22 protein-coding genes are annotated in these 24,615 nt (G+C 59.0%); 9 read left to right on the forward strand and 13 right to left on the reverse strand.

Annotated features, from left to right (window positions below; genetic code table 11):
• Positions 1 to 97: 97 nt before the first annotated feature.
• The 7 genes from AC30D7_RS12140 to AC30D7_RS12170 form a co-directional block, all read right to left on the reverse strand.
• On the reverse strand, positions 98 to 790 hold the full coding sequence (locus AC30D7_RS12140; RefSeq protein WP_026345678.1) for an RES family NAD+ phosphorylase: 693 nt from the start codon (positions 788 to 790) through the stop codon (positions 98 to 100).
• A complete protein-coding gene (locus tag AC30D7_RS12145; protein WP_019647893.1) occupies positions 784 to 1,188 on the reverse strand; it encodes an antitoxin Xre-like helix-turn-helix domain-containing protein in 405 nt (134 codons plus the stop codon). Before AC30D7_RS12145 ends, AC30D7_RS12140 begins: the two co-directional genes overlap by 7 nt.
• Positions 1,189 to 1,398: 210 nt before the next feature.
• Positions 1,399 to 2,100, reverse strand: a complete 702-nt coding sequence (locus AC30D7_RS12150; protein WP_019580929.1) for an ABC transporter ATP-binding protein — start codon at positions 2,098 to 2,100, stop codon at positions 1,399 to 1,401.
• Positions 2,101 to 2,868, reverse strand: a complete 768-nt coding sequence (livG, locus tag AC30D7_RS12155; RefSeq protein ID WP_019580928.1) for a high-affinity branched-chain amino acid ABC transporter ATP-binding protein LivG — start codon at positions 2,866 to 2,868, stop codon at positions 2,101 to 2,103.
• A complete protein-coding gene (locus AC30D7_RS12160) occupies positions 2,865 to 4,121 on the reverse strand; it encodes a high-affinity branched-chain amino acid ABC transporter permease LivM (RefSeq protein WP_019580927.1) in 1,257 nt (418 codons plus the stop codon). The genes livG and AC30D7_RS12160 overlap by 4 nt, the downstream gene beginning before the upstream one ends.
• The gene (livH, locus tag AC30D7_RS12165; RefSeq protein ID WP_490134220.1) at positions 4,118 to 5,041 is read right to left on the reverse strand and encodes a high-affinity branched-chain amino acid ABC transporter permease LivH; all 924 of its coding nucleotides are present in this window, start codon (positions 5,039 to 5,041) and stop codon (positions 4,118 to 4,120) included. The genes AC30D7_RS12160 and livH overlap by 4 nt, the downstream gene beginning before the upstream one ends.
• 227 nt (positions 5,042 to 5,268) lie before the next feature.
• Positions 5,269 to 6,396 carry a branched-chain amino acid ABC transporter substrate-binding protein gene (locus AC30D7_RS12170; RefSeq protein WP_019580926.1) on the reverse strand — a complete coding sequence of 376 codons (1,128 nt, stop codon included), beginning with the start codon at positions 6,394 to 6,396 and terminating at the stop codon, positions 5,269 to 5,271.
• Positions 6,397 to 6,746: 350 nt separating this feature from the next.
• On the opposite strand from AC30D7_RS12170, the gene AC30D7_RS12175 reads away from it, so the two are divergent.
• On the forward strand, positions 6,747 to 7,052 hold the full coding sequence (locus tag AC30D7_RS12175; RefSeq protein ID WP_026345679.1) for a DUF2288 domain-containing protein: 306 nt from the start codon (positions 6,747 to 6,749) through the stop codon (positions 7,050 to 7,052).
• A 320-nt stretch (positions 7,053 to 7,372) separates the two neighbouring features.
• On the opposite strand, the gene AC30D7_RS12180 is transcribed toward AC30D7_RS12175, so the two are convergent.
• The gene (locus tag AC30D7_RS12180; protein ID WP_019580924.1) at positions 7,373 to 9,571 is read right to left on the reverse strand and encodes a hypothetical protein; all 2,199 of its coding nucleotides are present in this window, start codon (positions 9,569 to 9,571) and stop codon (positions 7,373 to 7,375) included.
• Positions 9,572 to 9,768: 197 nt separating this feature from the next.
• On the opposite strand from AC30D7_RS12180, the gene AC30D7_RS12185 reads away from it, so the two are divergent.
• Positions 9,769 to 10,665, forward strand: a complete 897-nt coding sequence (locus AC30D7_RS12185) for an NAD(P)-dependent oxidoreductase (RefSeq protein ID WP_028939252.1) — start codon at positions 9,769 to 9,771, stop codon at positions 10,663 to 10,665.
• On the opposite strand, the gene AC30D7_RS12190 is transcribed toward AC30D7_RS12185, so the two are convergent.
• Both AC30D7_RS12190 and AC30D7_RS12195 read right to left on the reverse strand, forming a co-directional pair.
• Positions 10,556 to 12,832, reverse strand: a complete 2,277-nt coding sequence (locus tag AC30D7_RS12190; protein WP_490134221.1) for a putative bifunctional diguanylate cyclase/phosphodiesterase — start codon at positions 12,830 to 12,832, stop codon at positions 10,556 to 10,558. The two genes, AC30D7_RS12185 and AC30D7_RS12190, sit on opposite strands and share 110 nt — an antisense overlap.
• A 148-nt stretch (positions 12,833 to 12,980) precedes the next feature.
• Positions 12,981 to 13,346, reverse strand: a complete 366-nt coding sequence (locus AC30D7_RS12195; RefSeq protein ID WP_018926887.1) for a YkgJ family cysteine cluster protein — start codon at positions 13,344 to 13,346, stop codon at positions 12,981 to 12,983.
• Positions 13,347 to 13,609: 263 nt separating this feature from the next.
• Here AC30D7_RS12195 and AC30D7_RS12200 point away from each other — a divergent pair, with 263 nt between their 5' ends.
• Positions 13,610 to 14,977, forward strand: coding sequence for a spinster family MFS transporter (locus AC30D7_RS12200; protein WP_269210591.1), 1,368 nt, complete (start codon positions 13,610 to 13,612; stop codon positions 14,975 to 14,977).
• A gap of 145 nt (positions 14,978 to 15,122) precedes the next feature.
• Here the strand turns inward: AC30D7_RS12200 and rapA are convergent, their stop codons facing one another.
• The gene (rapA, locus tag AC30D7_RS12205; RefSeq protein WP_028939254.1) at positions 15,123 to 17,969 is read right to left on the reverse strand and encodes an RNA polymerase-associated protein RapA; all 2,847 of its coding nucleotides are present in this window, start codon (positions 17,967 to 17,969) and stop codon (positions 15,123 to 15,125) included.
• Positions 17,970 to 18,198: 229 nt separating this feature from the next.
• Here rapA and AC30D7_RS12210 point away from each other — a divergent pair, with 229 nt between their 5' ends.
• The 3 genes from AC30D7_RS12210 (at position 18,199) to ccoM (ending at position 19,067) form a co-directional block, all read left to right on the forward strand.
• The gene (locus AC30D7_RS12210; protein WP_019580919.1) at positions 18,199 to 18,540 is read left to right on the forward strand and encodes a hypothetical protein; all 342 of its coding nucleotides are present in this window, start codon (positions 18,199 to 18,201) and stop codon (positions 18,538 to 18,540) included.
• Positions 18,541 to 18,644: 104 nt separating this feature from the next.
• Complete coding sequence (locus tag AC30D7_RS12215) at positions 18,645 to 18,806, forward strand: hypothetical protein (RefSeq protein ID WP_007935839.1); 162 nt, start codon at positions 18,645 to 18,647, stop codon at positions 18,804 to 18,806.
• Between the two features lie 144 nt (positions 18,807 to 18,950).
• Complete coding sequence (gene ccoM, locus AC30D7_RS12220) at positions 18,951 to 19,067, forward strand: cytochrome c oxidase subunit CcoM (protein WP_018926882.1); 117 nt, start codon at positions 18,951 to 18,953, stop codon at positions 19,065 to 19,067.
• 150 nt (positions 19,068 to 19,217) lie between these two features.
• Here ccoM and AC30D7_RS12225 read toward each other — a convergent pair whose 3' ends face one another.
• Positions 19,218 to 20,693 carry an inorganic phosphate transporter gene (locus AC30D7_RS12225; protein ID WP_019580918.1) on the reverse strand — a complete coding sequence of 492 codons (1,476 nt, stop codon included), beginning with the start codon at positions 20,691 to 20,693 and terminating at the stop codon, positions 19,218 to 19,220.
• 377 nt (positions 20,694 to 21,070) lie between these two features.
• A complete protein-coding gene (locus AC30D7_RS12230; protein ID WP_007935837.1) occupies positions 21,071 to 21,271 on the reverse strand; it encodes a hypothetical protein in 201 nt (66 codons plus the stop codon).
• 210 nt (positions 21,272 to 21,481) lie between these two features.
• Here AC30D7_RS12230 and AC30D7_RS12235 point away from each other — a divergent pair, with 210 nt between their 5' ends.
• From AC30D7_RS12235 to pcaK, 3 genes are all read left to right on the forward strand, one after another.
• On the forward strand, positions 21,482 to 21,667 hold the full coding sequence (locus AC30D7_RS12235; protein WP_138866217.1) for a hypothetical protein: 186 nt from the start codon (positions 21,482 to 21,484) through the stop codon (positions 21,665 to 21,667).
• Positions 21,668 to 21,928: 261 nt separating this feature from the next.
• Positions 21,929 to 22,771 carry a pca regulon transcriptional regulator PcaR gene (gene pcaR / locus AC30D7_RS12240; protein ID WP_007935836.1) on the forward strand — a complete coding sequence of 281 codons (843 nt, stop codon included), beginning with the start codon at positions 21,929 to 21,931 and terminating at the stop codon, positions 22,769 to 22,771.
• 288 nt (positions 22,772 to 23,059) lie between these two features.
• Positions 23,060 to 24,406: a 4-hydroxybenzoate transporter PcaK gene (pcaK, locus tag AC30D7_RS12245; protein WP_019580917.1), complete on the forward strand. Its 1,347-nt coding sequence runs from the start codon at positions 23,060 to 23,062 to the stop codon at positions 24,404 to 24,406.
• The last annotated feature ends 209 nt before the right edge of the window (positions 24,407 to 24,615 follow it).

Genomic DNA, 24,615 nt, shown 5'->3' on the forward strand with positions numbered 1-24,615 from the left:
ACCATCAATCCCCTGTGGGAGGGCGCGCGATAGCGTCATGACATTTAGCATTGATGCTGACTGACAACGGATTCGTGCTATCGCGCCGATAAGACAGTCATGCAATGCTGATTTTATTAACGCTAGTGATCTGACCGTTCCAGATCATCTCGTAGTGGGCTGTTTGAATGACTGATGAGACTGGTCTGGGAGTCATCAGCGCCCAGCAGTAGTTGCCATGCATACGCACGGAGTTGTATCGCAGGCCAAGGCCCCCCGCATCCTTGACTGCCTTACCCAAGCGATGTGAGTGCGTGTAGTCGACGGGATCGTAGATAGGATCGTGCATCGGAATGGATACGGCATCCCTCATTGCTTCGTCAACGAAAGTGCAGGATAACCCCCGGAAAACAAACCTCTCGTAATTGAGACTCTGGACATTCGACCAATACTGATTTTGGTGATGCTGTACCTCAGCCAGAGCAGTTTCCATCGAGGCCGCCAAGTACAACACGCCGAAACTGCCATCGCTGAAACGCGAGCCAGTTGGGTTGACGTGAGTGAAAGGGGCTGTCGCATAAGAGCATCCAGGGATGCCAAAGGGAATTTCCGCACGCGGTATCAGCTCAAGCCGACCTACCTCATTTTGCAGCCTCGGATTTGTGAGGGCCTGTATCTGATACAGAACATCAAATTCGTTCGCGTCCGCCACGTCGTCAAACAACGCAATGGGCGGAAACTTTGAATTGATCAATCGGTAGGCCTGCAACTGCTCACCGGCCAATACTGGCAACTGGCTCACCATTACCATTGTGCGCCTCGCAGCACGTCGATCCGCCGAAACGTCTCGTACAAGGAAATCATATCCCCCTGGGACATGATTTCGAGCGGGGTACGCCCGTTGAAGAACTCGTTTTCGTTCGCCATCGTCGGAAAACCATAGACGTTCTCAGGGTTATCAAAGACAAGACGCAGAGCGGCATGGATGTTGAGAATAAAACTGATGCGCTGCATCTGGTCTGAATCCAGGTTTACGGACCAATCGGGATCGCGTTGCTTTGCCCGTGAGTACGTACTGCGGGAAATGCGCAGGATACGACAGGCCTGATCGCCCGATGCCTGCCACTTTTCGAGTATGCCTACAGCTGCTCGCAAACCAGTCACGCACTGGTCTTTGGTGAATCCTTGTGCCTGGGAGGTTGCTGTCATGTTGATCACTTCTTGTTTATCTGTAGATACAAATATATGCAAGATGACTCTATAGATCAATGACGTTTATGAGGCGGGGCTCCTCCGACAGGGCTTCTTCTTTATCATTCAGGTTGTGCTAAAGATACGCAGCCCCGGAGCGGCCTTCGGTGAGGTTTGTGCCAGGCACAAAAAACGGCCCGAAGGCCGTTTTTTGTTTACCGCAAAGGCTTAACCGCCGAGGTACGCTTCGCGCACTTTCGGGTCAGTCAGCAGGGCTTCACCGGTGCCTTGCATCACCACCCGGCCGTTTTCCAGCACGTAGGCACGGTCGGCGATTTTCAGGGCCTGGTTGGCGTTCTGCTCCACCAGGAACACCGTCACACCGTCCTTGCGCAGTTGTTCGATGATGTCGAAGATCTGCTGGATGATGATCGGTGCCAGGCCCAGCGATGGCTCGTCGAGCAGCAGCAGCTTGGGCTTGCTCATCAGCGCGCGACCGATGGCGAGCATTTGCTGTTCGCCGCCGGACATGGTGCCGCCGCGTTGGGCGAAGCGTTCTTTCAGGCGTGGGAAAAGTCCGAGAACTTTGTCCATCTGTTCCTGATAGTCGCCCTTGTCGGTGAAGAACCCGCCCATGGCGAGGTTTTCTTCCACGGTCAGACGAGCAAACACCCGACGGCCTTCCGGAACCACGGCGATGCTTTTACGCATGATCTGCGACGAGTCCTGGCCGACGAGCTCTTCGCCCATGTAGCGGATGCTGCCGCTATGGGCTTGCGGCGAACCGCAGAGGGTCATCAGCAGGGTCGACTTGCCGGCACCGTTGGCGCCGATCAGGGTCACGATCTCGCCCTGGCGGACTTCGACGTTGACGCTGTGCAGCGCCTGGATCTTGCCGTAGAAGGTGGAAACGTTTTCGAACTGCAGCATTTACGCTTCCCCCAGGTAGGCTTTGATCACTTCAGGATTGTCGCGGATCTGCTCCGGCGTGCCGTTGGCCAACGGTGTGCCCTGGTTGATCACGAAGATATGGTCGGAAATGCTCATGACCAGTTTCATGTCGTGTTCGATCAATAGCACCGTCACATTATGCTCTTCACGCAGGGTGCCGATCAGCGCCTTGAGGTCGTCGGTTTCCCGCGGGTTGAGGCCGGCGGCCGGTTCGTCGAGCATGAGGATGCTTGGACGGGTCATCATGCAGCGGGCGATTTCCAGGCGGCGCTGCTGACCATAAGCCAGGGTGCCGGCCGGGCGGTTGGCGAACTCCTTGAGGTTGACCTTGTCGAGCCAGAACTCGGCGTATTCCATCGCCTCGCGTTCGCTTCTGCGGAACGACGGAGTCTTGAACAGGCCTGCCAGGAAGTTGGTGTTCAGGTGCCGGTGCTGAGCAATCAGCAGGTTTTCCACGGCGGTCATGTCCTTGAACAGCCGCACGTTCTGGAACGTCCGCACCACGCCTTTGCCAGCGATCTTGTGGCCGGGCAGGCCTTCGATCGCTTCACCGTTGAGCTGGATAGTGCCGGCGGTGGGTTTGTAGAAACCGGTCAGGCAGTTGAATACGGTGGTCTTGCCGGCGCCGTTGGGGCCGATCATCGAGACCACTTGTTTCTCTTTGACGCTCAAGGCTACGCCATTGACCGCCAACAGGCCGCCGAAGCGCATGCTCAGGCCATCTACTTTCAGGATCTCACGGCTCATTTGCGCAGCTCCATGTGGGGGCGTTGCATCGGCAGCAGACCTTGAGGACGCCAGATCATCATCAGCACCATCAAGGCGCCGAACATCAACATGCGGTATTCGCTGAAGTCACGCATCAGTTCGGGCAACAGGATCATCACGACAGCCGCGAGAACCACGCCCAACTGCGAGCCCATGCCGCCCAACACCACGATGGCGAGGATGGTGGCCGACTCGATGAAGGTGAACGACTCCGGTGTGACCAGCCCTTGGCGCGCGGCGAAGAAGCTACCGGCGAAACCGGCGAAGCAGGCACCCAGGGTGAAGGCCGACAGCTTGATCACGGTCGGGTTCAGGCCCAGGGCACGGCAGGCGATTTCGTCTTCGCGCAAGGCTTCCCAGGCACGGCCGATCGGCATGCGCAGCAGGCGGTTGATCACGAACAGCGCGAACAGTGCCAGCAACAGCGCCACCAGGTAGAGGAAAACCACCTTGCTGACCGGGTTGTACGTCAGGCCGAAGAACTCGTGGAAAGTCTGCATGCCTTCGGCGGCCGTTCTTTCGAAGGTCAGGCCGAACAGCGACGGTTTGGGAATGTTGCTGATGCCGTTCGGTCCGCCGGTGAGGCCCGTCAGGTTGCGCAGGAACAGACGGATGATCTCACCGAAGCCCAGGGTCACGATCGCCAGATAGTCACCGCGCAGGCGCAGCACCGGGAAACCGAGCAGGAAGCCGAATGTGGCCGCCATCAGGCCGGCGATCGGCAGGCAGATCCAGAAGCTCAGCCCGTAGTAGTGCGACAGCAGCGCATAGCTGTAGGCGCCCACGGCGTAGAAGCCGACGTAACCGAGGTCGAGCAGGCCGGCCAGACCGACCACGATGTTCAGGCCCAGGCCGAGCAGCACGTAGATCAGGATCAGCGTGGCGATGTCCACCGCACCGCGTGAACCGAAGAACGGCCACACCAGTGCGACGACGATCAACGCCATGATGATCCAGCGCTGGGTGGTCGGCAGGGTCAGGAAGTGGCTCGCGCTGGCCGGGATCAGTTTGCCCTTGGGCACGGAGCGCATGGCCGCCGAGTATTCGCGGTCGAACAGCACACGCAGGAACATCAGCACCGAGCAGGTGGCGATGATGATCAGCGTGGAGGTGCTGGCGCCTTCCACTTCGAGGTTGATCCCGGCGATGGACAGTTTCAGGCCGAGTACCGGATAGGCCACGGCCCATACCAGCAGGGCGCTGAACAGCGCCTGTTTAAGATTCCTAGTCATACTTTCTCAACCTCCGGACGACCCAGCAGGCCGGTTGGCCGGAATAACAGCACCAGGACCAGAAGGCCGAAAGCCACCACGTCCTTATACTGGTCACCGAATAAATCGGCGCCGAATGCTTCGGCTACCCCCAGCACCAGACCACCGAGCATGGCGCCCGGAATGCTGCCGATGCCACCCAGCACCGCCGCGGTAAAGGCTTTGAGGCCTACCAGGAATCCGGCGTTAGGGTTGATCACGCCGTACTGCATGCTCAGCAATACGGCCGCCACGGCCGCCAGGGCGGCACCGATGACGAAGGTCAGGGCGATGATGTTGTTGGTGTTGATGCCCAGCAGGTTGGCCATCTTGATGTCTTCTGCACAGGCCCGACAGGCGCGTCCCAGACGTGAACGCGAGATGAACTGGGTGAGACAGAGCATCACCACCAGGGTCACCACGAACACCAGGATCTGCATGTAGGAGATCAGCACTTCCTGTGCGCCGCCTGGACCGAAGCTGAAGCTGCCCGGAATCAGGTTGGGGATCGATTTGTCCTTGGAGTCCTGCGAGAGCAGTACGGAGTTCTGCAGGAAGATCGACATGCCGATGGCGGAGATCAGCGGGATCAGACGGTTACTGCCCCGCAGAGGGCGGTAGGCGATCCGTTCGATACTGTAGCCGTAGGCACTGGTCACTACGATGGTCGCCAGGAAAGCGGCGGTCATCAACAACGGCAGAGAATGGATACCCAGCATGGCCAGTCCGGCAAGGACGATGAAGGCCACGTAGGAACCGATCATGTAGACCTCGCCATGGGCGAAGTTAATCATTCCAATAATGCCGTAAACCATTGTGTAGCCAATGGCTATAAGGGCATAGGTGCTGCCAATGGTCATCCCATTAACCAGCTGTTGGAAGAAGTGATAGATCTCAGGCATTACAGCGCTCCTAAAAACCTGATACGCATTTCACTGGTGGAGTCATGTTCCGGCCCGGGCTGTGTGGTCTGTGGCCACCTTCGCACGAGCGTTTGCCAGCGAACCGCTGGTGACGGTTTTAAGATTTTCAGGTAAGCCAACTCCCGGATCGCGGGACTCTGACTCATTAATCTCGTAAAACAAAGCCCACTGCTTGCGCAGTGGGCTTTATTAATCATGGAGCTAGCTTACTGAGGGGAAACTTCGGTTTTTGGTTTGCCGAAGTGCCACTCATAGACCACGAATTTGAAGTCTTTCAGGTCGCCCTTGCTGTCGAACGACAGATCACCGGTCGGGGTCTTGAAGGTGCCTTTGTGAATGGCTTCAGCCACCTTGGCGGTGTCTTCGCTCTTGGCTGCCTTGATACCTTCGGCAATCACTTCGACAGCCGAGTAGGCCGGGAACACGAACGGACCGCTTGGGTCCTGCTTCTTGTCGGCAAAGGCTTGTACCAGGGCTTTGTTGGCTGGGTCCTGGTCGAAGGATTTCGGCAGGGTGACCAACAGGCCTTCGGAAGCATTCTGGGCAATTTGCGAGATGGAGTCGTTGCCGACGCCTTCAGGCCCCATGAACTTGGCTTTCAGGCCTTTTTCCTGGGACTGACGCAGGATCAGGCCCAGCTCCGGGTGGTAGCCGCCGTAGTAGACGAAGTCGACGTTGGCTTGCTTGAGCTTCTGGATGATCGAGGAGAAGTCCTTGTCACCGGCGTTGAGGCCTTCGAACACGGCAACCTTGACGCCTTTCTTCTCAAGGGTCTGTTTCACGGCGGTGGCGATGCCTTCACCGTATTGCTGTTTGTCGTGCAGCACGGCAACGATTTTCGGTTTTACGTGATCGGCAATGTAGTTACCGGCGGCAGGGCCCTGGGCGCTGTCCAGGCCGATGGTGCGGAACACCAGCTTGTAACCACGGGTGGTGATGTCCGGGTTGGTGGCGGCCGGGGTGATCATGATCACGCCTTCGTCTTCGTAGATGTCCGAAGCTGGCTGGGTGGAGCTGGAGCACAGGTGGCCGACCACGAATTTCACACCATCGTTGACCACTTTGTTGGCGACGGCCACGGCTTGTTTAGGGTCGCACGCGTCGTCGTATTCCTTGGCTTCGAGCATCTTGCCGTCGACGCCGCCCTTCGCGTTGATCTGCTCGATGGCCATCTTGGCGCCGATGAACTGCATGTCGCCGTATTGAGTGACCGGGCCGGTTTTAGGGCCGGCGATGCCGATCTTGATGGTGTCGGCGGCGAACGAATGGCTGGCAACCCCGGCCAGAACCATAGCGGCAAACAGTTTTGAAATCTGCTTAGTAGCCTTAGTCATAGTGCTCCACTCTTACTGTTGTAGTTTTTATAGTCCTGGCGCCGTAGCAGCAGAACCGGGTCAGATATCGTCGATATCCTCCGGAAAATGCCCCCGGCAACTGTACCGGTACAGTGTAGAGCGCCGATTGTTAGCCTGGGAAGCTGGCGCCAGGGGGCAAAACCTGAGGGTGTCGCTTTGTTGAAAGAAAAAGACAGAATCGCGGCAGGATGTTAGCTGGCTAATACTTGAAGCAACAGCATTCCCTGGCTTTCCCGGGTTTTTCAATCGGTGACGCAATTGCATCCGGGTTTTTCTGGCGCAACACCGACGTTATCATTCACATCGATTTCTTTTGCGGACAGCAACCCATGACTCAAGAACCTAGCACCCTCTATGCCAAGCTGCTTGGTGAAACCGCATCTATTACCTGGAAAGAGCTGGAGCCGTTCTTTGCCAAGGGTGCCCTATTGTGGGTCGATCCTGGTCTGGATTTGATCGCGGCGGCGGAGGCCGTTGCGACGGATGAAGGGGAGAAAGTCGCTGCCTGGCTGGCCGCCGACAAGGTCGCCAAGCTGTCTGAAACGCGGGCGCTGGATATTTTCGAGCGTGATCCGGAGCTGTGGGCCGTGGTTGTTTCGCCGTGGATTATGATCCAGGAAAGGGCGAAGGCTTGAAGTCGTGCACCGATTTGGTGCTTGGTTTTGTCTGGCAAAAGTGTGTAGCCGAGTAGCGTGATGGCACGTTGCCGTGGAGAAAGGCCACAGAAAGGCCGGTATAACGGTGACGTAAACGTAACGGGAACAGTTTATTGAGCAGCCGATGGGCTGCTTAATTGTTTCTGGGTGTTGGGCTTTTGCGGTAAATCCGATGCCACTATCGCGGGCAAGCCCGCTCCCACAAGGTAAAGAGGCGTTCACAGAATGTGTGTTCGACGCCGATCACTGTGGGAGCGGGCTTGCCCGCGATTGGGGACGATTCGGTCCCTTGGCAGAACTCAGTAAGCCGTCTTGCCCGTATGGTTATTCAGCGAAATAACCTTGGTCTTGCCAATCCGGTGACGGTATATCTCGCGCAGGTACTTGATCGCCTTCTTCACGCAATCGCGCGACAAACGAATGTCATTGATCGAGACGAACTTGTCCTTGTCGTTGATCAGTTCGCGGTACTTCTTCTCGTACATCGGTTTGATCGCGTACCAGTTGGTGTCGAGGATCTTCGCCGGGTTTTCGAATTCGTTGAGCAGGTCGTCGATCCGGTCTTCGTCGAAGTCTTCATGGATGATGAAGTCCAGGATCGAGTTATCCAGCGTTTCGTCGAAGCGATACGGATTTTTTGCGAAGCAACGCTTGATGAACGCCACGATCAGCGTCAGGAAGTCGTCCGACAGGCATGGGCTCTTGGCGATCAGGGTGGTCAGCGACAGGTTGGCCGAGGCGCCGATCACCAGTGCATAACGCTTGAGCGTGGTGTTGGGGAACAGGCTGTTGAGGTGGGTCTTCAACCGGTTCAGGTCCATGTAGGACAGTTTGTAGTCTTTGGGCAAGGACACGATCGACACCACCGACGAGCAATTCTTGAAGAAGTGCAGGTCGTGCAAGGCGGCTGCGTCATAGCCCGAATTCTTGTACTGCTCGAGCGAGGCGCGGTAGCGCTTGGACTCGATTGGCAACAGGCTGATGCCTTCAATCGCCTGGGTGACTTTGTTGAAGTGCGGGAGGTCGATGGAGCGGAAGAACAGGTCGTCGATGTTCAGGCGCTGCGGCTCTTTCTCGAACACCTTGAACTTGTCGCTGCTTGGCGGCGGCGTTTCCGGCACCACGGACTCGGCGTAGGCAATTGCCACCGGGCCGGCCAGGCTCATGAACAGGTCGTTGGCGTCCAGGCGAATGGTTTCGCCGATGTCGATGCCTGCGCGACGGAAATAGTTCTGGTCGTAGTCGGTGGTGACCGCCTGCGCCGTCAGAATGTTGAAGATCTGCTGTGAGATGTACTGGTTGGCGTGCTTTTCCATCGCGTTGACGTCGATGTTCTGGATGTTGCCGTCATCGCTTTCTTCGGCATAACGCATGATGTCGTTGGAGATCAGCATCATCGCGTTCCATGGGCGGATACGGCCCATGACGCTGGCTTCGCTGCTGTCCTCGTTGGCGAAGTTGTAGGAGAAGTCCCACTCTTCCGACAGGTATTTGCACAGCAGGCGACCGGCGTTGATGTGCAGCGCTTCGGACATTTCACTGCGGTGATCGGAAATGTTCGGCAGTACGCAGATGCCGCTGGTGAAGATCGGCTCGAAGACGAAGGAATGGCCGCTCTTGCCGTCGTGTTCGTCCATCGGCTTGGTGTCGAACGTCTTGTTCATGTACGAGTGCTGCTGGGCCAGGCCGAATTCCGAGGCCATGCCCGAACCGGTACCGCCGCCGGCACTGAAGATCGAGAAGTACAGGCGCGACTGGTTGGCCTTGATCCCGCAGCTGTCGATCAGGTACGAGTGAATCATCTTCCAGTCGGGGCTGGAGAAGCGCTGGGTGTCCTTGTTCAGGATGATCTTGGCCAGGTACTGGCCGAGGATCGGCGCGTTACCGGCGCCACCGGCGTGGACTTCCGACAAGTCCATGATTTTCATTTTGCTGTAGTCGCGCAAAAAGCCGCTTTTTTCGCCCTTGCGCGAGAAACGGATGCGACCGGCGATGTCCTTGTCCAGGTCGCCGAGCATCACCAGCGGTTCCACCAGGAATACCGGTTTGGTGGCCTTGTTCGGCCCCAGGCGCAGGTTGTTGCGAATCCACTGCGCCGGGCTGTAGCCCTTTTCGGCGTAGCGTTTATCCGGCGACAGACGGTCTTCGTTGTTGAATTCGTTGAGGTAGAACTTGCGGGCGTTGTACACCAGCTCCGCCACGTCCAGCGCGATGTTCGAACCGCAGCGGCCCAGGCCGATCAGGCACACCGAGGGGAATTCCTGGTCGTTGTGCTGTTCGTTGTCGCCTTCCAGATGGGGCGGGCGCGGGAACACCAGGTCGCGCAGGCCGTCGAGGTTGTCGAGGATGCGGTCGGTATTGGTTTCGGTGAAGTACAGGTATTGCTGAGTCGACAGCGGACGCGACGGGGGCAATGGCTTCGACGATGAGGGGCTGTTCGCCGCGGGGCTCAGGGTCAGGTCGGATACCGCGGTGGCCGGATTGTTTTTAGAAGTCATTGTGCGCCATATACCTGGACTGGTCGGCTCGGCGACAAGTGTCATCGAGTCATCACGGAATGGGATCTCGCGTCTTTTTTTAGCGCGAATGTGGCCCAAGCGTCAGGGCCTTGGCCTGAACATCGCTCGGGGGAATCCTTTCCTTAATCATGATGAATCGGCCAATATTCGATGATCTTTAATCAGAGAGAGGCTAAATGATGGCAACGTTGCCTGCGCTGGGGTTCGCCGGAATCGGCCTGATGGGTTTGCCGATGTGCCGACGCTTGTTGGCGGCCGGTTATCCGCTGACGGTGTGGAACCGCAACCCGGCCAAGTGTGCAGCGCTGGTCGAGGCCGGCGCGCGGCAAGTGGCGACACCGGCCGAGCTGTGTCAGCACGCCGACGTGGTGATGCTGTGCCTGGCCGATACCGCGGTGGTACGTGAGGTGGTGTTTGGCGCGACTGGCGTTGCCGAGGGGGCGAAAAGCGGCCAGTTGCTGGTGGATTTTTCCAGCCTGGAGCCCACCGCAACGCGGGAAATGGCCACAGCACTGGCCAATAAAACCGGGATGGGTTGGCTCGATGCGCCAGTGTCCGGCGGGGTGGTCGGCGCCGAGGCCGGCAGTCTGGCGATCATGGTCGGTGGCGAGGCGGCAGACCTTGCGCGCGTGCGGCCGGTGTTGCTGACCCTTGGCCAGCGCGTGACCCACATGGGCGCGGTCGGCGCAGGGCAGGTGACCAAGGCCTGCAATCAGATGATCGTCGCCTGCAATGCCTTGGTCATTGCTGAAGTGGTGGCCCTGGCTGAGCGCTCCGGGGTCGATGCCAGCCTGATTGCCGAGGCGCTGGCCGGTGGTTTCGCCGATTCAAAACCGTTGCAGATTCTCGCGCCGCAAATGGCTGAAAGCCGTTTCGAGCCCGTGAAATGGCACGTACGCACGTTGCTCAAGGATCTCGATACCGCCGTGAAGTTTTCCCGCGAACAGGGTTCGGCCACGCCGATCAGCGGATTGGCCGCACAACTGATGCGCCTCCATGGGGGGCAGGGGTTCCTGGAAAAGGATCCCTCGACGTTAGTGCAGTTGTACCGTGAGCCAGATTCAACGGATTGACGGCATGCGTGTGCTGGTTGATTTCGGCCAGCACCGGCCGCAACTCAGCCAGCGGCACCGGATGGCTAAGCAGGTAGCCCTGGACAAAATCGCAGCCGTGGCGTTGGAGAAAGTCATATTGCTCGAGGGTCTCGACACCTTCGGTGACGACTTGCAAATGCAGGGTATGGGCCATGACGATAATGGCCTGGACGATTTCCATGTCCTGGGTGGCCATGGGAATGTCCTGAATGAACGAGCGGTCGATCTTCAGCGTGTTTAATGGCAGGCGCCTGAGGTAGGCCAGGGATGAATAGCCGGTGCCGAAGTCGTCGATCGACAACGAAACACCAAGGGCGCGAATCTGCCGCAGCAACACCAGGGTGTTGGAAATATTGCCCATCAGCGCATTTTCGGTCACCTCCAGCTCCAGTCGCTGGGGCGTCACCCCGTAGATGCGCAGGGCGTGTTCGATTTCATCGGCCAGTTCTTCTCGCGCCAGGTTCAGGGGCGAGCAATTCACTGCGATCTTGAGGTCTTCGCAATCGTGGCGGGATAGTTCGCCCAGGTCTTCGCAGGCTTTGCGCAATACCCAATTGTCCAGTTCAGCGATCAGGCCGTTGGCCTCGGCGATGGCGATGAACCGATCCGGTGTCAGCAATCCGTGAACCGGATGTTGCCAGCGGACCAGCGCTTCCAGTTTGGTGACTCGGCCGATTCTCAGGTCATAGATCGGCTGGTAATACAGCATCAACCCGGAGTCTTCGCGCAGGGCGTGACGCAGTTCTTCTTCGAGCTGCAACTCCAGGGTGGCGCGGGCTTTCAGGTTGGAACTGAAAAAGTGCAAGCCGTTGCGACCGCTACCCTTGGACTGATACAGCGCCAGGTCGGCGTGCTTCAGCAGTTCTTCGCAGGTCTTGCCGTCTTCCGGAAACAGACTGATACCGATGCTGGTGGTCATGACCATGCGCCGTCCGGACAGCTCGATGGGGTCCTTCATTTTCAGCATGATGCGCTGGGCCATATGCCGCGCTTCTTCACGGTCGTACAGGTTGATGAGGAGGCAGAATTCGTCGCCTCCGAAACGCGCCACCACGTCTTCGTGGCTGCGCACCGAGGCCTTGATATGACTGGCAAGGACTTTGAGCAATTCGTCGCCGGCGTCATGGCCAAGGCTGTCGTTGATCCGCTTGAAGTGGTCGATGTCGAGGAATATCACCGCGAGCATGCCGCCTTCGTTGGTTTTTTCGATGAGCTTCTCGGCGAAGAGCTGGTTGAAACCCCGGCGGTTGAGCAGGTTGGTCAAGGGGTCGTAATGCGCCACCTGTTGCAGCGACATGCGTGCCTGGTCCAGTTGACTGAGCAGGGCGTTGACCCGCTGCAGGTCGGACTCCTTGTGTTGCAGCTTCTTGTCCGCCAGAGCGGCACTGATGCTGCTGCCGATGATCAGCAGCGCCATCACGGCTACGGTCAGCCCCAATTGCAGGTGATTGTTGTCGCCGGGCAGCGGTTGAAGGCTGTCATCGGGCAGCACCAGGTTGAGCGATGCCATGCCGGTGAAATGCATGCTGACGATGCCGGCCCCGAGCACCAGGCTGGCGGTGTACTTGACCAGTAGATGATATGCACCGGTGTCATCGCGCAAGTGACTGGAAATCAACAGGGCAGCCAGGCTGGCACCGATGGCGATCACGACGGAGAGCACGAACAGGGCGGGTTGGTAATAGACCAGCGCATTCGATCGCAGTGCGGCCATGCCCACGTAGTGCATGGTCGCGATGCCCAGGCCGATCCACACCGCGGCCCGCAGGTATTGCCAGAAATTCAGTTGGGGATGGCTCAGGGTGTACATGGCCAGCCACGAGGCGGTCAGGGCGAACAACAGCGAGATCAGGGTGGTGGGCAGGTGGTAATGGATTTCGATCGGCACCTGGAATGCCAGCATGCTGATGAAATGCATGGACCAGATACCGCCCGCCAGACACCCGGCGCCGACCCAGCGCCAGAGTCGTTGAGAGGTGGACTTTTCCACATGACCCACCCGCTCGGTCATGTCCAGCGTGGCGAAACCGGCCGTGCAGGCGACCAGATAGGCCAGCAACACCAGAAACGGGTTATGGGTGCAATTGAGTATGACCTGCCCGCTTTCCGGCAGCCCGGTCATGAAATGCAAACCAAGCCACTCCATAGCATGTCCCGTCTGTGAGTCATCTTGGCCTGCGTCATGCGCGCTGGCGAATGCTGGCAGTATAGAGGGCTTACATGGAGCGCAAGGGATGATAGCGCAATGATGTCAAATATTTTTCGAATGGCTTGATTGCGGTCGCTGCCAAGCCTTAGGCGATCTGCTCAAAAGGCGTTTCGAATTCAGGTTGCAGGGCGGGCAGCCCGAACGCGGCCCGTGCCGCATCGCAATCCACGTTCGCCTCGCCATTGGCCCAAGAGGCGTCGAACTCCCGACAAGTGCTGGAGCGCTGATCGTAGATCGAGCACTGCACGGTGCTGCCCACTTCGCCCACCAGACCGACACAGCGAACAGGTTTGCAGTCTGTGCCCAGCATGGCCACCCGGCTGGGGCTGATGGACGTGACCAGTTCGTCAGGCACCGTGCCCCCGGCCGAGGTGCATTCACCCCAGAAAAAAGACACGCGGAAATGAGAACAGCAGGCACCGCAATTCAGACACGGACTGGCTTCGGACATGGGCAATGATCAAAAGAGGAATGGGGGGCAGGGTGGGCAGACAAGGCCGCTATTCTAGGCTTCGCCATGCCGTTGGGAAGGGGGGTACGGAGGTATTTTTCCAGCCTGCGACTGATGGTGAAAAACCTGACTCCCTGACAGCATTGATCCCACAAGTTATGTGTGGCGCCATGGGCTGATATCAGCCTTGCGAATAATGACAGACAGCCCTGACGGGCCTGACTAGATTGGAGGTTCCGGGGACAGTGACGGCCCCAACAACAATAAAAAGAGACGGACCCATGCAGAACTCGACCCAAGCGGCGAATGCCTGGCGCATTCTGTTCCTGTTGTTCCTGGCCAACCTGTTCAACTTCTTCGACCGCACCATTCCGGCGATCATCATCGAGCCGATCCGCATGGAGTGGCACCTCAGCGACTTTCAGCTGGGGATCATCGGCACCGCATTCACCATCGTTTACGCCATTGCCGGCCTGCCTCTGGGGCGATTGGCCGATACTGGCTCGCGCAGCAAACTGATGGGCTGGGGCCTGGCGGCGTGGAGCGGGCTGACCGCGGTCAACGGGTTGGTGGGCAGTTTCTGGAGTTTCCTGATCGTGCGGATGGGCATCGGCATCGGTGAAGCCAGTTACGCGCCGGCCGCCAACTCGTTGATCGGCGATTTGTTCCCGGCGCATCGTCGGGCACGGGCCATGGGCATTTTCATGCTCGGCTTGCCGCTGGGCCTGCTGCTGGCATTCTTCACCATTGGTGCGATGGTCAAGGCGTTCGATAGCTGGCGAGCGCCATTCTTCATCGCCGCGGTGCCTGGGTTGATCCTGGCGGTCTTCATGTTCTTCATCAAAGAGCCGAAACGTGGCGCGGCGGAAAGTGTGCAAGTGTCTCAGGAGCGCGTGGACCGGCCGATCCGTCGAGTGCTGGCGGTGCCGACTTTTCTGTGGCTGGTGATGGCGGGGCTGTGCTTCAACTTCGCCACTTATGCCTGCAACTCGTTTCTGGTGCCGATGCTGCAGCGCTATTTCCTGATGCCGTTACAGGACGCGGCGGTGGCGACCGGGGTGATCGTCGGGGTGACCGGGTTGTTCGGCCTGACATTAGGCGGATGGATTGCCGACAAGATTCACCAGCGGGTGGCCAACGGGCGACTGCTGTTCGCCGCGTTCAGCCTGATCATTTCGACGTTGTGCACGGCTTGGGCGCTGCATGCCGGGCGGATCGAGATCGGGGTATTTGTCGCGGTATTCAGCCTGGGGTGGCTGTTCGCCTACAACTTCTACACCTGCGTGTACACGGCGATTCAGGATGTGGTCGAACCACGCCTGCGGGCGACGGCGATGGCGTTGTTCTTTGCCGGGTTGTATCTGTTGGGCGGTGGTTTGGGGCCGGTGGTGGTGGGCGGTCTGTCCGATCACTTCGCCCATACCGCGATGCTCTCGGCGGGTGCCGAGCAGATGACCGAGGCGTTCAAGGCTGTCGGCCTGCATGACGCGATGTACCTGATCCCGGTGGCGCTGTTTTTCACCATGGTGTTTCTGTTTTTGGCATCGCGGTGTTTTGTGCGGGATGCGAAGCGGATGAAAGAAGGGTTGGTGGCGGTGGTTGAGCCTGCAGGCTCTGCGGTGACTGCCTGATCGCCCACAGGGACTTATGTCGTTCATATAACCTGTGGGAGCGGGCTTGCCCGCGATGAGGCCATCAACAACACCAAAACAATCCAGCAGACAAAAAAAGGCCCGCATCGCTGCGGGCCTTTTTTATAGCGGTGGAGTAGGGGGATTAACCCGCTACCAACACCCGAATCGCTTCCAGTCGCAATGCCGCTTTGTCGAGCATGGCCAGGCCTTGCTCGCGCTGCTTGCGCAGGGCAACCAGTTCGCTGTCGCGCACGGTCGGGTTGACCGCTTGCAAGGCGGTCAGGCGCGCCAGTTCTTCGTCGGTATCGGCCGCCAGGCGACGTTGTGCCTCGGCCACGCGCTCGGCGTGACGCGGGGTGATCTTCTCTTCGCCGGCGTTGATCCTTGGCGTCAGCTGGTCGCGCTGGGCCTGGATGAACTTGTTGGCGCTGGCGCGGGGCACGCTTTCCAGTTGATCGTTCAGGGTTTCGAATGACACCCGGGCCGACAGGTCATTGCCATTGGCGTCGAGCAGGCAGCGCAGGGCGGCCGGCGGCAGGTAACGACCCAGTTGCAGCGAACGCGGGGCAACCACTTCGCTGACGTAGAGCAGTTCCAGCAACACGGTGCCCGGCTTCAGTGCCTTGTTCTTGATCAGCGCCACGGCGGTGTTGCCCATCGAGCCGGACAGCACCAGGTCCATGCCACCCTGAACCATCGGGTGTTCCCAGGTGATGAACTGCATGTCTTCGCGAGACAGCGCCTGGTTGCGGTCGTAGGTGATGGTCACGCCTTCGTCGTCGCCCAGCGGGAAGCTGGCGTCGAGCATTTTTTCGCTGGGCTTGAGGATCAGCGCGTTTTCCGAATGGTCTTCGCTGTCGATGCCGAAGGCGTCGAACAGGGTTTCCATGTAGATCGGCAGGGCGAACTGATCGTCCTGTTCGAGAATCGCTTCGACCAGCGCATCACCTTCACCCGCGCCGCCGGAGTTGAGCTCCAGCAAGCGGTCGCGACCGGTGTGCAGTTCGTCTTCCAGACGCTCACGCTCGGCGCGGGCCTCGTCGATCAGCGCTTTCCACTCGCCATCGTCGGTCTCTTCCAGCAGCGGCAGCAGGCGCGGGCCGAACTGATGCTGCAAGGCGTTGCCGGTCGGGCAGGTGTTGAGGAAGGCGTTCAGCGCTTCGTGGTACCACTGGAACAGCCGCTCTTGCGGGCTGGTTTCCAGGTACGGCACGTGCAGTTCGATGACGTGCTTCTGGCCGATCCGGTCGAGACGACCGATACGCTGCTCCAGCAGGTCCGGGTGCGACGGCAGGTCGAACAGCACCAGATGGTGCGAGAATTGGAAGTTACGACCTTCACTGCCGATTTCCGAGCAGATCAGCACCTGGGCGCCGAATTCTTCGTCGGCGAAGTAGGCGGCGGCGCGGTCACGCTCAAGGATGTTCATGCCTTCGTGGAACACCGTGGCCGGAATGCCGGAACGCACGCGCAGGGCGTCTTCCAGGTCCATGGCGGTTTCGGCGTGGGCACAGATCACCAGCACTTTGGTGCGCTTGAGCATTTTCAGGGTGTCGATCAGCCACTCGACGCGCGGGTCGAATTTCCACCAGCGTTCTTCTTCGTTGGCGTCCGGCTGGGACTGGAAGCTGACTTCCGGGTACAGCTCGATGTGATCGCCCAACGGCAGTTCGAGGTATTCGGCCGGGCACGGCAGCGGGTACGGGTGCAGTTTGCGCTCCGGGAAACCCTGCACGGCGGCGCGGGTATTACGGAACAGCACGCGGCCAGTGCCATGGCGGTCCAGCAGTTCGCGGACCAGACGGGCGCTGGCGTCGGTATCGCCATCGTTGACTGCACTCAGCAGGGCTTCGCCTTCGTTGCCGAGGAAGCCGTGAATGGTCTTGTGCGCTTCAGGCGACAGGCGCCCTTTGTCCAGCAACTCCTGAACGGCTTCGGCCACCGGGCGATAGTTTTCGCTCTCGGCGCGGAAGGCATGCAGGTCATGGAAACGGTTCGGGTCGAGCAGGCGCAGACGGGCGAAGTGGCTGTCCTGGCCCAGTTGTTCCGGGGTTGCGGTCAGCAGCAATACGCCCGGGATCGTTTCAGCAAGCTGCTCCACCAGGGAGTACTCAGGGCTGACCTGGTCTTCGTGCCACACCAGGTGGTGCGCTTCGTCGACCACCATCAAGTCCCAGCCGGCGGCGAACAGCGCGTCCTGGGCCTTCTCGTCTTCCACCAGCCATTCGAGCGCTACCAGGGCGAGCTGGGTGTCTTCGAACGGGTTGGTGGCATCGCTTTCGATGAAGCGTTCTTCATCGAACAGCGCAACTTGCAGGTTGAAGCGGCGGCGCATCTCCACCAGCCACTGGTGCTGGAGGTTTTCCGGCACCAGGATCAGCACGCGGTTGGCGCGGCCCGAGAGCAGTTGGCGATGGATCACCAGACCGGCTTCGATGGTCTTGCCCAGGCCCACTTCGTCGGCCAGCAGAACCCGCGGCGCAATGCGGTCGGCGACTTCACGGGCGATGTGCAACTGGTGCGCGATCGGTTGCGCGCGCACGCCACCCAGGCCCCAGAGCGATGACTGCAACTGGCGGCTGGTGTGTTCCAGGGTGTGGTAACGCAGGGAGAACCAGGCCAGCGGGTCGATCTGGCCAGCGAACAGACGGTCGCTCGCCAGTCGGAACTGAATGAAGTTCGACAGCTGGGTTTCCGGCAGGGTGACCACTTCGTTCTGCCCATTGAGGCCGTGGTAGACCAGCAGGCCGTCGATGTCGTCGACTTCCTGTACGGTCAGTTTCCAGCCTTCGAAGTGAGTGATCGAGTCACCCGGCGAAAACCGCACGCGGGTGAGGGGCGCATTCCGTAGCGCGTACTGGCGAGTGTCGCCAGTGGCCGGGTAGAGCACGGTCAACAAGCGGCCGTCCTGTGCCAGAACGGTGCCTAAACCCAGCTCGGCTTCGCTGTCACTGATCCAGCGTTGCCCCGGTTGATACTGCTGCGCCATGCTGCCTGACTCCCACCTTGAAAAAGCGGGCTATCTTAACGGAATCAGGCCCCAGACCAAAGGTTTACGTGCGCAGGAGCTGCCGAAGGCTGCGATCTTTCGATCTTCGGGAACGCTTGAGTTCTACGTTGTCCGATGGAAGATCGTGCCAAGCGGATCACAAGTTTGCGACCAATGGCTCAAGTCGCCATCCCCGCAGCCGACAGACTTCTGACAGGAGACTAATAATATGCTGCCACCGATGCTCCCCTTGAGCGCCGTGCCGATCACTTCACAGCAGGATCCGATCCGCCAGCGTCCGGATATTCCCCCCGTGGTGCCGGTGCAGGAAAGCTCCAATGAAAGCACTATCGACCTGCAAAAGCGCGACCCGGAAGAGGCGGGCCTGCAGCTGCGCGAGGAACAGCGTCGGCAGCAGGAGCGGGAGCGGCGCCGTCGCGAAGCCGATGAAGATCCTGAAGAACACCTGGCGATCCCCGGCAATGAGCTCAATGCCGACAATACCGTGCCGGTGGTGCCGTTGATGGAGAATCAGCCACGTCAGGGGTTGTGGGTCGATATTGAGATCTGAAGTGTCGGAGACTGGTCAGCGCCCGCGCCAGACCGCATTATTGGCGCAATCCTGTCGCCTTTAGCCGGCAGCTGAATTCATTTCCAAGCGATGCACTGAACGCCATGAGCCAAGATGACAAGCTGATCGACCTCAACTCTGAACGTGCCAAGCGGGTTCATGACCTTAATGAAAAACGCCTGAACGAAGTGCGCCAGGCATTTGAGCAGGCCATGCCGTTGGGTAAAGCGAAGAAAAAGCCGAAGAACAAACCGAAAAAGCGTTGAAACACCCTGCATCTGTTGATGCAGGTCAGTTATTTCCCTTCCTTTACGCCCCGTCGCGGGCGGCATTGATCCCGGTCAATTTTCTCTCCTGCCCGATTGGTTAACTTAGCCCCATCGCAACAGGGCAAGTCCAGGAGGCCAGTCATGTTTTTCGATAACGTGGTGATCGCCGGAGTGCTGACAGTCGGCCTCATGGTTCTGTTTTTTGCAGGGTTTGGATTTTTTATCTGGAAGGATTCGCATAAGCGGAGAAAACCGTAGGTCTTTCTGGAGCAATGAGCACGCAAGGCATTTTGGGCGACTTCGGTCGCCCTTTTTTTTTGTGCGATCGTTCCCACGCTCTAATACCGAAATGCGGGCAATAAAAAAGGCGCGAACCTCACGGAACGCGCCTTTTTCAGTAGCGGTGTATCAGCTACCCAGTGCCTTGGAGGCCAGCCAGAACAGGCCGGCCGACAGGCCTACGGTGGCTGGCAGGGTCAGGACCCAGGCCAGCAGGATGGTTTTGACGGTGCCGCCTTGCAGGCCGCTTTTGTTCGCGACCATGGTACCGGCCACGCCTGAGGACAGGACGTGGGTAGTGGAGACGGGCAGGCTGAAGATGTTGGCCAGGCCGATCATGCTCGCGGTGGTGATCTGCGCCGACATGCCTTGGGCATAGGTCATGCCTTGCTTGCCGATTTTCTCGCCGATGGTCAGTACCACGCGCTTCCAGCCGACCATGGTACCCAGGCCGAGGGCCAGTGCGACCGCCAGAATCACCCAGAACGGGGCGTATTCAGTGGTGGTGGTCAGGTCCTTGCGCAGTTTGTCCAGGTCAGCCTTTTCACGGGCAGCGAGGCCAGGCAGCTTGCTGACTTTCTTCGCCGTGTCGTCCAGGCAGAGCAGGTAACGACGCACTTCGATGCGGCTTTCCGCCGGCAGCGAGTGGTAGTCGGCTACACCCTTGAGGGTGTCGAGCAGGGCGGCGATGGTCGGTTCGGTCTGTTGCGGGTTGCAACGGAATTTCTCCGGCAGATCACCTTCCACGCTTTTGCCCAAGGCCAGGAATTCACCCAGCGTATCGGCATTGCGCTTGTAGAACTGGCTCAGGTGCAGGGTTGCATCGCGCGTCCGTTCGATCTGGTAGGTGGTGCTGCCCAGGTCGAGTACGAATTGCGCCGGGACGATACCGATCAGCACCAGCATGATCAGGCCGATACCTTTCTGGCCATCATTCGAACCGTGCACGAAGCTGACCGCCATCGCCGAAATCACCAGTACCAGACGGTTCCAGAACGGTGGGTGTTTCTTGTCGTCGATCTTGCGGCGCTGTTCCGGTGTCTTGTGCATCTTGGACAGCGGACGCCACCATTTAAGGCCGATCAACACCAGGGCGGCAACGAGGAAGCCGGCCATAGGCGAGAACACCAGGGACGCGCCGATGTCGATCGCTTTCTGCCAGTTCACGCCGTCGGCCAACGGAATGTCGTTGATCAGGGCGTTGGCCAGGCCGACACCGAGGATCGAACCGATAAGCGTATGGGAACTGGAGGCCGGGATACCGAAGTACCAGGTGCCCAGGTTCCAGGTGATGGCGGCGGCGAGTAACGAGAACACCATGGCCAGCCCGTGACCGGTGTTCACATTGATCAACAGTTCTACCGGCAGCAGATGGACGATGGCATACGCCACCCCCACACCGCCCAGCAGCACGCCGAGGAAGTTGAACACACCGGAAAAGAACACCGCCAGATGAGGCGGCATGGCTTTGGTGTAGATAACAGTGGCCACCGCGTTTGCGGTGTCATGAAAGCCGTTGATGAACTCGAAGGCGAGGACAAAGGCCAGGGCGAGCAAGAGGCTCACAAGCACCCAAGCATCCAGTCCGCTGAATAAATCGATCATGAAGGTTTTCTGACCCGTTCGTAAGGGGGCGCGATTATGCCAGAAAAGACTGATAATCGATGCACTTGCTGCTCATCGGTTACATTCTTCAATGAATTAGTGGGTGGCAATCCCCTGAATCCCAGGTTTTTTCAGGGGCTTACAAGTCATTGAATTCGCTTGGAAAGGCAGCAGCCACAAGGGTTTCTCTCGTTGGGACGAGAGGCTTGAACGCTTGTGTGAAATATCTGAGAAGAAGGTCAGGCAAGAGCCGTTTGCCTCATCGAATGGATGAGGAAGCCGCTGCCCGCTTGTAGCGGGCGCGAAAAGCACCATCGATACAACCCGCTTTTAACGGGCGCAGACGCAGGCTCTTGAAAGGATTCAAGTCGAGGCGGTCATGGCTCTTCGGCTTTGAGTTCCTTTTCCATCTTCTGCAATTCCTGGGTGAAGGCCTGATCCTGAACGGTGGCGCGTTTACGCCAGGGTTTGCGTTCGGGTTCGGGCTGAGCGGCGTAGGTGGTGACTTCCCCGCCGTAAACTTCCTTGTAACGTTGTTCCTGGCGCTCAAGTTCCGCGCGCAGTTCGTCTTTCGTCACAGTGCTACCTGATTGAGTTGAGATTAATTCTGGTGAAACGCGCTGCATCGATCTATTGACCATGCTCGTCGAAAGGACAATGCCTGATACGACATCGTTCCCACGGCACAATCAATACTTCAATGTTGCAGGCGGCCACGGCACCAGAGCAAAACAGCTGACGCAGCATCAGTCTCCTGTTTCAGCGAGCGCGTTGGCGGAACATATTAAATGAGCGTCAAGCGCTTGCTGCGGACAGCGGCGATGGATATCGCGCTGCCGGCGGGCGGAATCGGTACAAAAAAACCGGTCGCCTCTGAAATGCATTATAGCGGTCGATTCGAAGAACACTATCTCTTGGCAGTTAAAAGTAGTTCCTCATGTGTGATTGTTTTGTTGCTCGCAACTTGCCGGTAACTACGGTGGACTGATGCCAGTTGCAGTGGTGACTTTCTGGCGCCATTAAGCCGGACAAATTATTACATCGTTCTCCTTTAAACCAGTGACCGAAAATAACAACCGTATTGTGGGTGAGTGAAAGCAGGATGGCTGAATGTACGCAGCACGATTGCGATTATCGGTCTGTGGTTCGATAATCGCCCAATCCTGGCAGTCGCTGGCTTGTGTGTCAGACCGGGGCCGCTTGTAATAGTCGCTGATCCGTATGGGGAACCTGATATGAACGATCAAATGCGCAATTCCTTCGCTTCAGTGGCGCCGCCGATCGTCGCCTCGCCCGCCAAGCGAATCCAGGCCCTGACCGGTGACCCTGATTTCATGACTTCCCTGGCCCGTGGCCTGGCGGTGGTGCAAGCGTTCCAGGAGCGCAAGCGGCACCTGACCATTGCACAGATCAGCCACCGCACGGAAATTCCCCGCGCGGCTGTGCGACGTTGCCTGCATACGCTGATCAAGCTCGGCTATGCCACCACCGACGGGCGCACCTATTCGCTGCTGCCCAAAGTCTTGACCCTGGGCCATGCCTATCTGTCGTCGACTCCACTGGCGGTGTCTGCCCAGCCGTACCTGGACCGCATGAGCGAGCAACTGCACGAGGCCTGCAACATGGCCACGCTGGAGGGCGATGACATTTTGTACATCGCGCGCTCGGCGACTACCCAACGGCTGATTTCCGTCGACCTCTCGGTGGGTGGGCGCTTGCCGGCCTATTGCACCTCCATGGGCCGGATTCTGCTCGCCGCGCTGGACGACACGTCGCTGCGCGAATACCTCGACCATGCAGACTTGCAAGCCAAGACCAGTCGCACCCTGCACACCCCCGAGGCCTTGCTCGAATGCTTGCAAGAAGTACGGCGACAAGGCTGGTGCATCGTCGATCAGGAACTGGAGCAAGGCCTGCGCTCGATTGCCGTGCCGGTGTATGACGCTTCTGGCCAGGTAGTGGCGGCGCTGAACGTCAGCACCCATGCCGGCCGGGTCAGCCGCAGCGAGCTGGAGCAACGTTTCCTGCCAGGTTTGTTGAGTGCCAGCCGCGACCTTAGCGCGCAGCTCTTCGCCTAAGCTGTTCGATAAACGCACAGAGTCGCGTTTATCGAATTGACGCTGTTTCTCTCGGATCATTAATGTCGCGGCAGCGTCATCCGGCGCTGCTGGCCCTCAGCCGGTTGCCGGACGACGACCCAATAATAATGAGAAGAGGCATCGTCATGTGCACGTTTCCCCACTGTCGCTGTTCCCGCCGCCCTAACTGCCGAAACCGGATCGTCTGATCCCGACCTTCTTTTCTTGTGACGGCGTCAGCCTCGGCTGGCACTTGTTCGACTGCGTTCTTTGCGTGGAATAAAAATAATGAACCAGCCTCAGTCTGCTGTAGGGAACTGCCTCGACGTGCAGTCCTTCATCAATGCTCAACCCATTTCGCGCTACCAATGGCGGGTGGTGATCCTGTGTTTCCTGATTGTCTTCCTCGATGGCCTCGACACCGCGGCCATGGGGTTTATCGCGCCGGCATTGTCCCAGGACTGGGGCATCGATCGCGCCAGCCTCGGCCCGGTGATGAGTGCGGCACTGATCGGCATGGTCTTTGGCGCCCTGGGGTCCGGGCCGTTGGCTGACCGCTTCGGGCGAAAAGTCGTACTGGTAGGCGCGGTGTTGTTGTTCGGTGCGTTCAGCCTGGCATCGGCTTACAGCACCAATGTCGATCAACTGCTGGTGCTGCGTTTCCTCACCGGCCTGGGCCTGGGCGCCGGCATGCCGAACGCGACCACGCTGCTGTCCGAATACACCCCGGAACGCAAGAAGTCGCTGCTGGTGACCAGCATGTTCTGCGGCTTCAACCTCGGCATGGCCGGGGGCGGGTTCATCTCGGCCAAACTGATCCCGGCCTTCGGCTGGCACAGCCTGTTGATGATCGGCGGGATTCTGCCGCTGATACTCACCGTCGTTTTGCTGTTGTGGTTGCCTGAATCGGCGCGCTATCTGGTGGTGCGCAATCGCGGTACCGACAAAGTGCGCAAGGCCCTGGCACCGATCGACCCAGCGGTGGTGGCCCAGGCTTCGAGTTTCAGTGTGCCGGAACAGAAAACCGTGAAGGCACGCAATGTGTTCGCGGTGATCTTCTCCGGCACTTACAGCACCGGCACATTGTTGCTGTGGCTGACGTACTTCATGGGGCTGGTGATTGTTTATCTGCTGACCAGTTGGTTGCCGACGCTGATGCGTGACAGCGGCGCGAGCATGGAGCAGGCCGCATTCATTGGTGCGCTGTTCCAGCTGGGAGGGGTGTTGAGCGCAGTGGGCGTGGGTTGGGCGATGGACCGGTTCAATCCGCACAAGGTCATCGGCACTTTCTACCTATTGGCAGGGGTGTTTGCCTACGCGGTAGGGCAGAGCCTGGGCAACATCGCCGTGCTGGCGACCCTGGTGCTGGTGGCCGGGATGTGTGTCAACGGCGCGCAATCGGCAATGCCGTCGCTGGCGGCGCGTTTTTACCCGACGCAAGGGCGGGCGACCGGTGTGTCGTGGATGCTTGGGATTGGCCGCTTCGGCGCGATCCTCGGGGCGTGGATGGGCGCGACGTTGCTGGGCCTGGGCTGGAACTTCGAGCAGGTGCTGACGGCGCTGGTGATTCCGGCCGCGTTGGCGACCACGGCGGTGGTGATCAAGGGCATGGTCAGCCATGCGGATGCGACCTGAGGGCGATTTCCGAGATTGTTCGATCGTTCCCACGCTCTGCGTGGGAACGCCTCAATGGACGCTCTGCGTCCGCATTTGGGACGCGGAGCGTCCCGGGCTGCATTCCCACGCAGAGCGTGGGAACGATGTGAAAGAGAACGATAGTGAGGTAACAATCTGTTCGATAAACGAACACTCAGTCGATTATCGGATTGTTTGGGTTATTCCAG

This window comes from Pseudomonas sp. DF5 (assembly GCF_058148225.1).

Excerpts from the sequence above, each read along its gene's own strand:
- AC30D7_RS12140 (WP_026345678.1), bottom strand. The coding sequence starts at position 790 with ATGGTAATGGTGAGCCAGTTGCCAGTATTGGCCGGTGAGCAGTTGCAG.
- AC30D7_RS12145 (WP_019647893.1), bottom strand. The coding sequence starts at position 1,188 with ATGACAGCAACCTCCCAGGCACAAGGATTCACCAAAGACCAGTGCGTG.
- AC30D7_RS12150 (WP_019580929.1), bottom strand. The coding sequence starts at position 2,100 with ATGCTGCAGTTCGAAAACGTTTCCACCTTCTACGGCAAGATCCAGGCG.
- livG (WP_019580928.1), bottom strand. The coding sequence starts at position 2,868 with ATGAGCCGTGAGATCCTGAAAGTAGATGGCCTGAGCATGCGCTTCGGC.
- AC30D7_RS12160 (WP_019580927.1), bottom strand. The coding sequence starts at position 4,121 with ATGACTAGGAATCTTAAACAGGCGCTGTTCAGCGCCCTGCTGGTATGG.
- livH (WP_490134220.1), bottom strand. The coding sequence starts at position 5,041 with ATGCCTGAGATCTATCACTTCTTCCAACAGCTGGTTAATGGGATGACC.
- AC30D7_RS12170 (WP_019580926.1), bottom strand. The coding sequence starts at position 6,396 with ATGACTAAGGCTACTAAGCAGATTTCAAAACTGTTTGCCGCTATGGTT.
- AC30D7_RS12175 (WP_026345679.1), top strand. The coding sequence starts at position 6,747 with ATGACTCAAGAACCTAGCACCCTCTATGCCAAGCTGCTTGGTGAAACC.
- AC30D7_RS12180 (WP_019580924.1), bottom strand. The coding sequence starts at position 9,571 with ATGACTTCTAAAAACAATCCGGCCACCGCGGTATCCGACCTGACCCTG.
- AC30D7_RS12185 (WP_028939252.1), top strand. The coding sequence starts at position 9,769 with ATGATGGCAACGTTGCCTGCGCTGGGGTTCGCCGGAATCGGCCTGATG.
- AC30D7_RS12190 (WP_490134221.1), bottom strand. The coding sequence starts at position 12,832 with ATGGAGTGGCTTGGTTTGCATTTCATGACCGGGCTGCCGGAAAGCGGG.
- AC30D7_RS12195 (WP_018926887.1), bottom strand. The coding sequence starts at position 13,346 with ATGTCCGAAGCCAGTCCGTGTCTGAATTGCGGTGCCTGCTGTTCTCAT.
- rapA (WP_028939254.1), bottom strand. The coding sequence starts at position 17,969 with ATGGCGCAGCAGTATCAACCGGGGCAACGCTGGATCAGTGACAGCGAA.
- AC30D7_RS12210 (WP_019580919.1), top strand. The coding sequence starts at position 18,199 with ATGCTGCCACCGATGCTCCCCTTGAGCGCCGTGCCGATCACTTCACAG.
- AC30D7_RS12215 (WP_007935839.1), top strand. The coding sequence starts at position 18,645 with ATGAGCCAAGATGACAAGCTGATCGACCTCAACTCTGAACGTGCCAAG.
- ccoM (WP_018926882.1), top strand. The coding sequence starts at position 18,951 with ATGTTTTTCGATAACGTGGTGATCGCCGGAGTGCTGACAGTCGGCCTC.
- AC30D7_RS12225 (WP_019580918.1), bottom strand. The coding sequence starts at position 20,693 with ATGATCGATTTATTCAGCGGACTGGATGCTTGGGTGCTTGTGAGCCTC.
- AC30D7_RS12235 (WP_138866217.1), top strand. The coding sequence starts at position 21,482 with ATGAGCGTCAAGCGCTTGCTGCGGACAGCGGCGATGGATATCGCGCTG.
- pcaR (WP_007935836.1), top strand. The coding sequence starts at position 21,929 with ATGAACGATCAAATGCGCAATTCCTTCGCTTCAGTGGCGCCGCCGATC.
- pcaK (WP_019580917.1), top strand. The coding sequence starts at position 23,060 with ATGAACCAGCCTCAGTCTGCTGTAGGGAACTGCCTCGACGTGCAGTCC.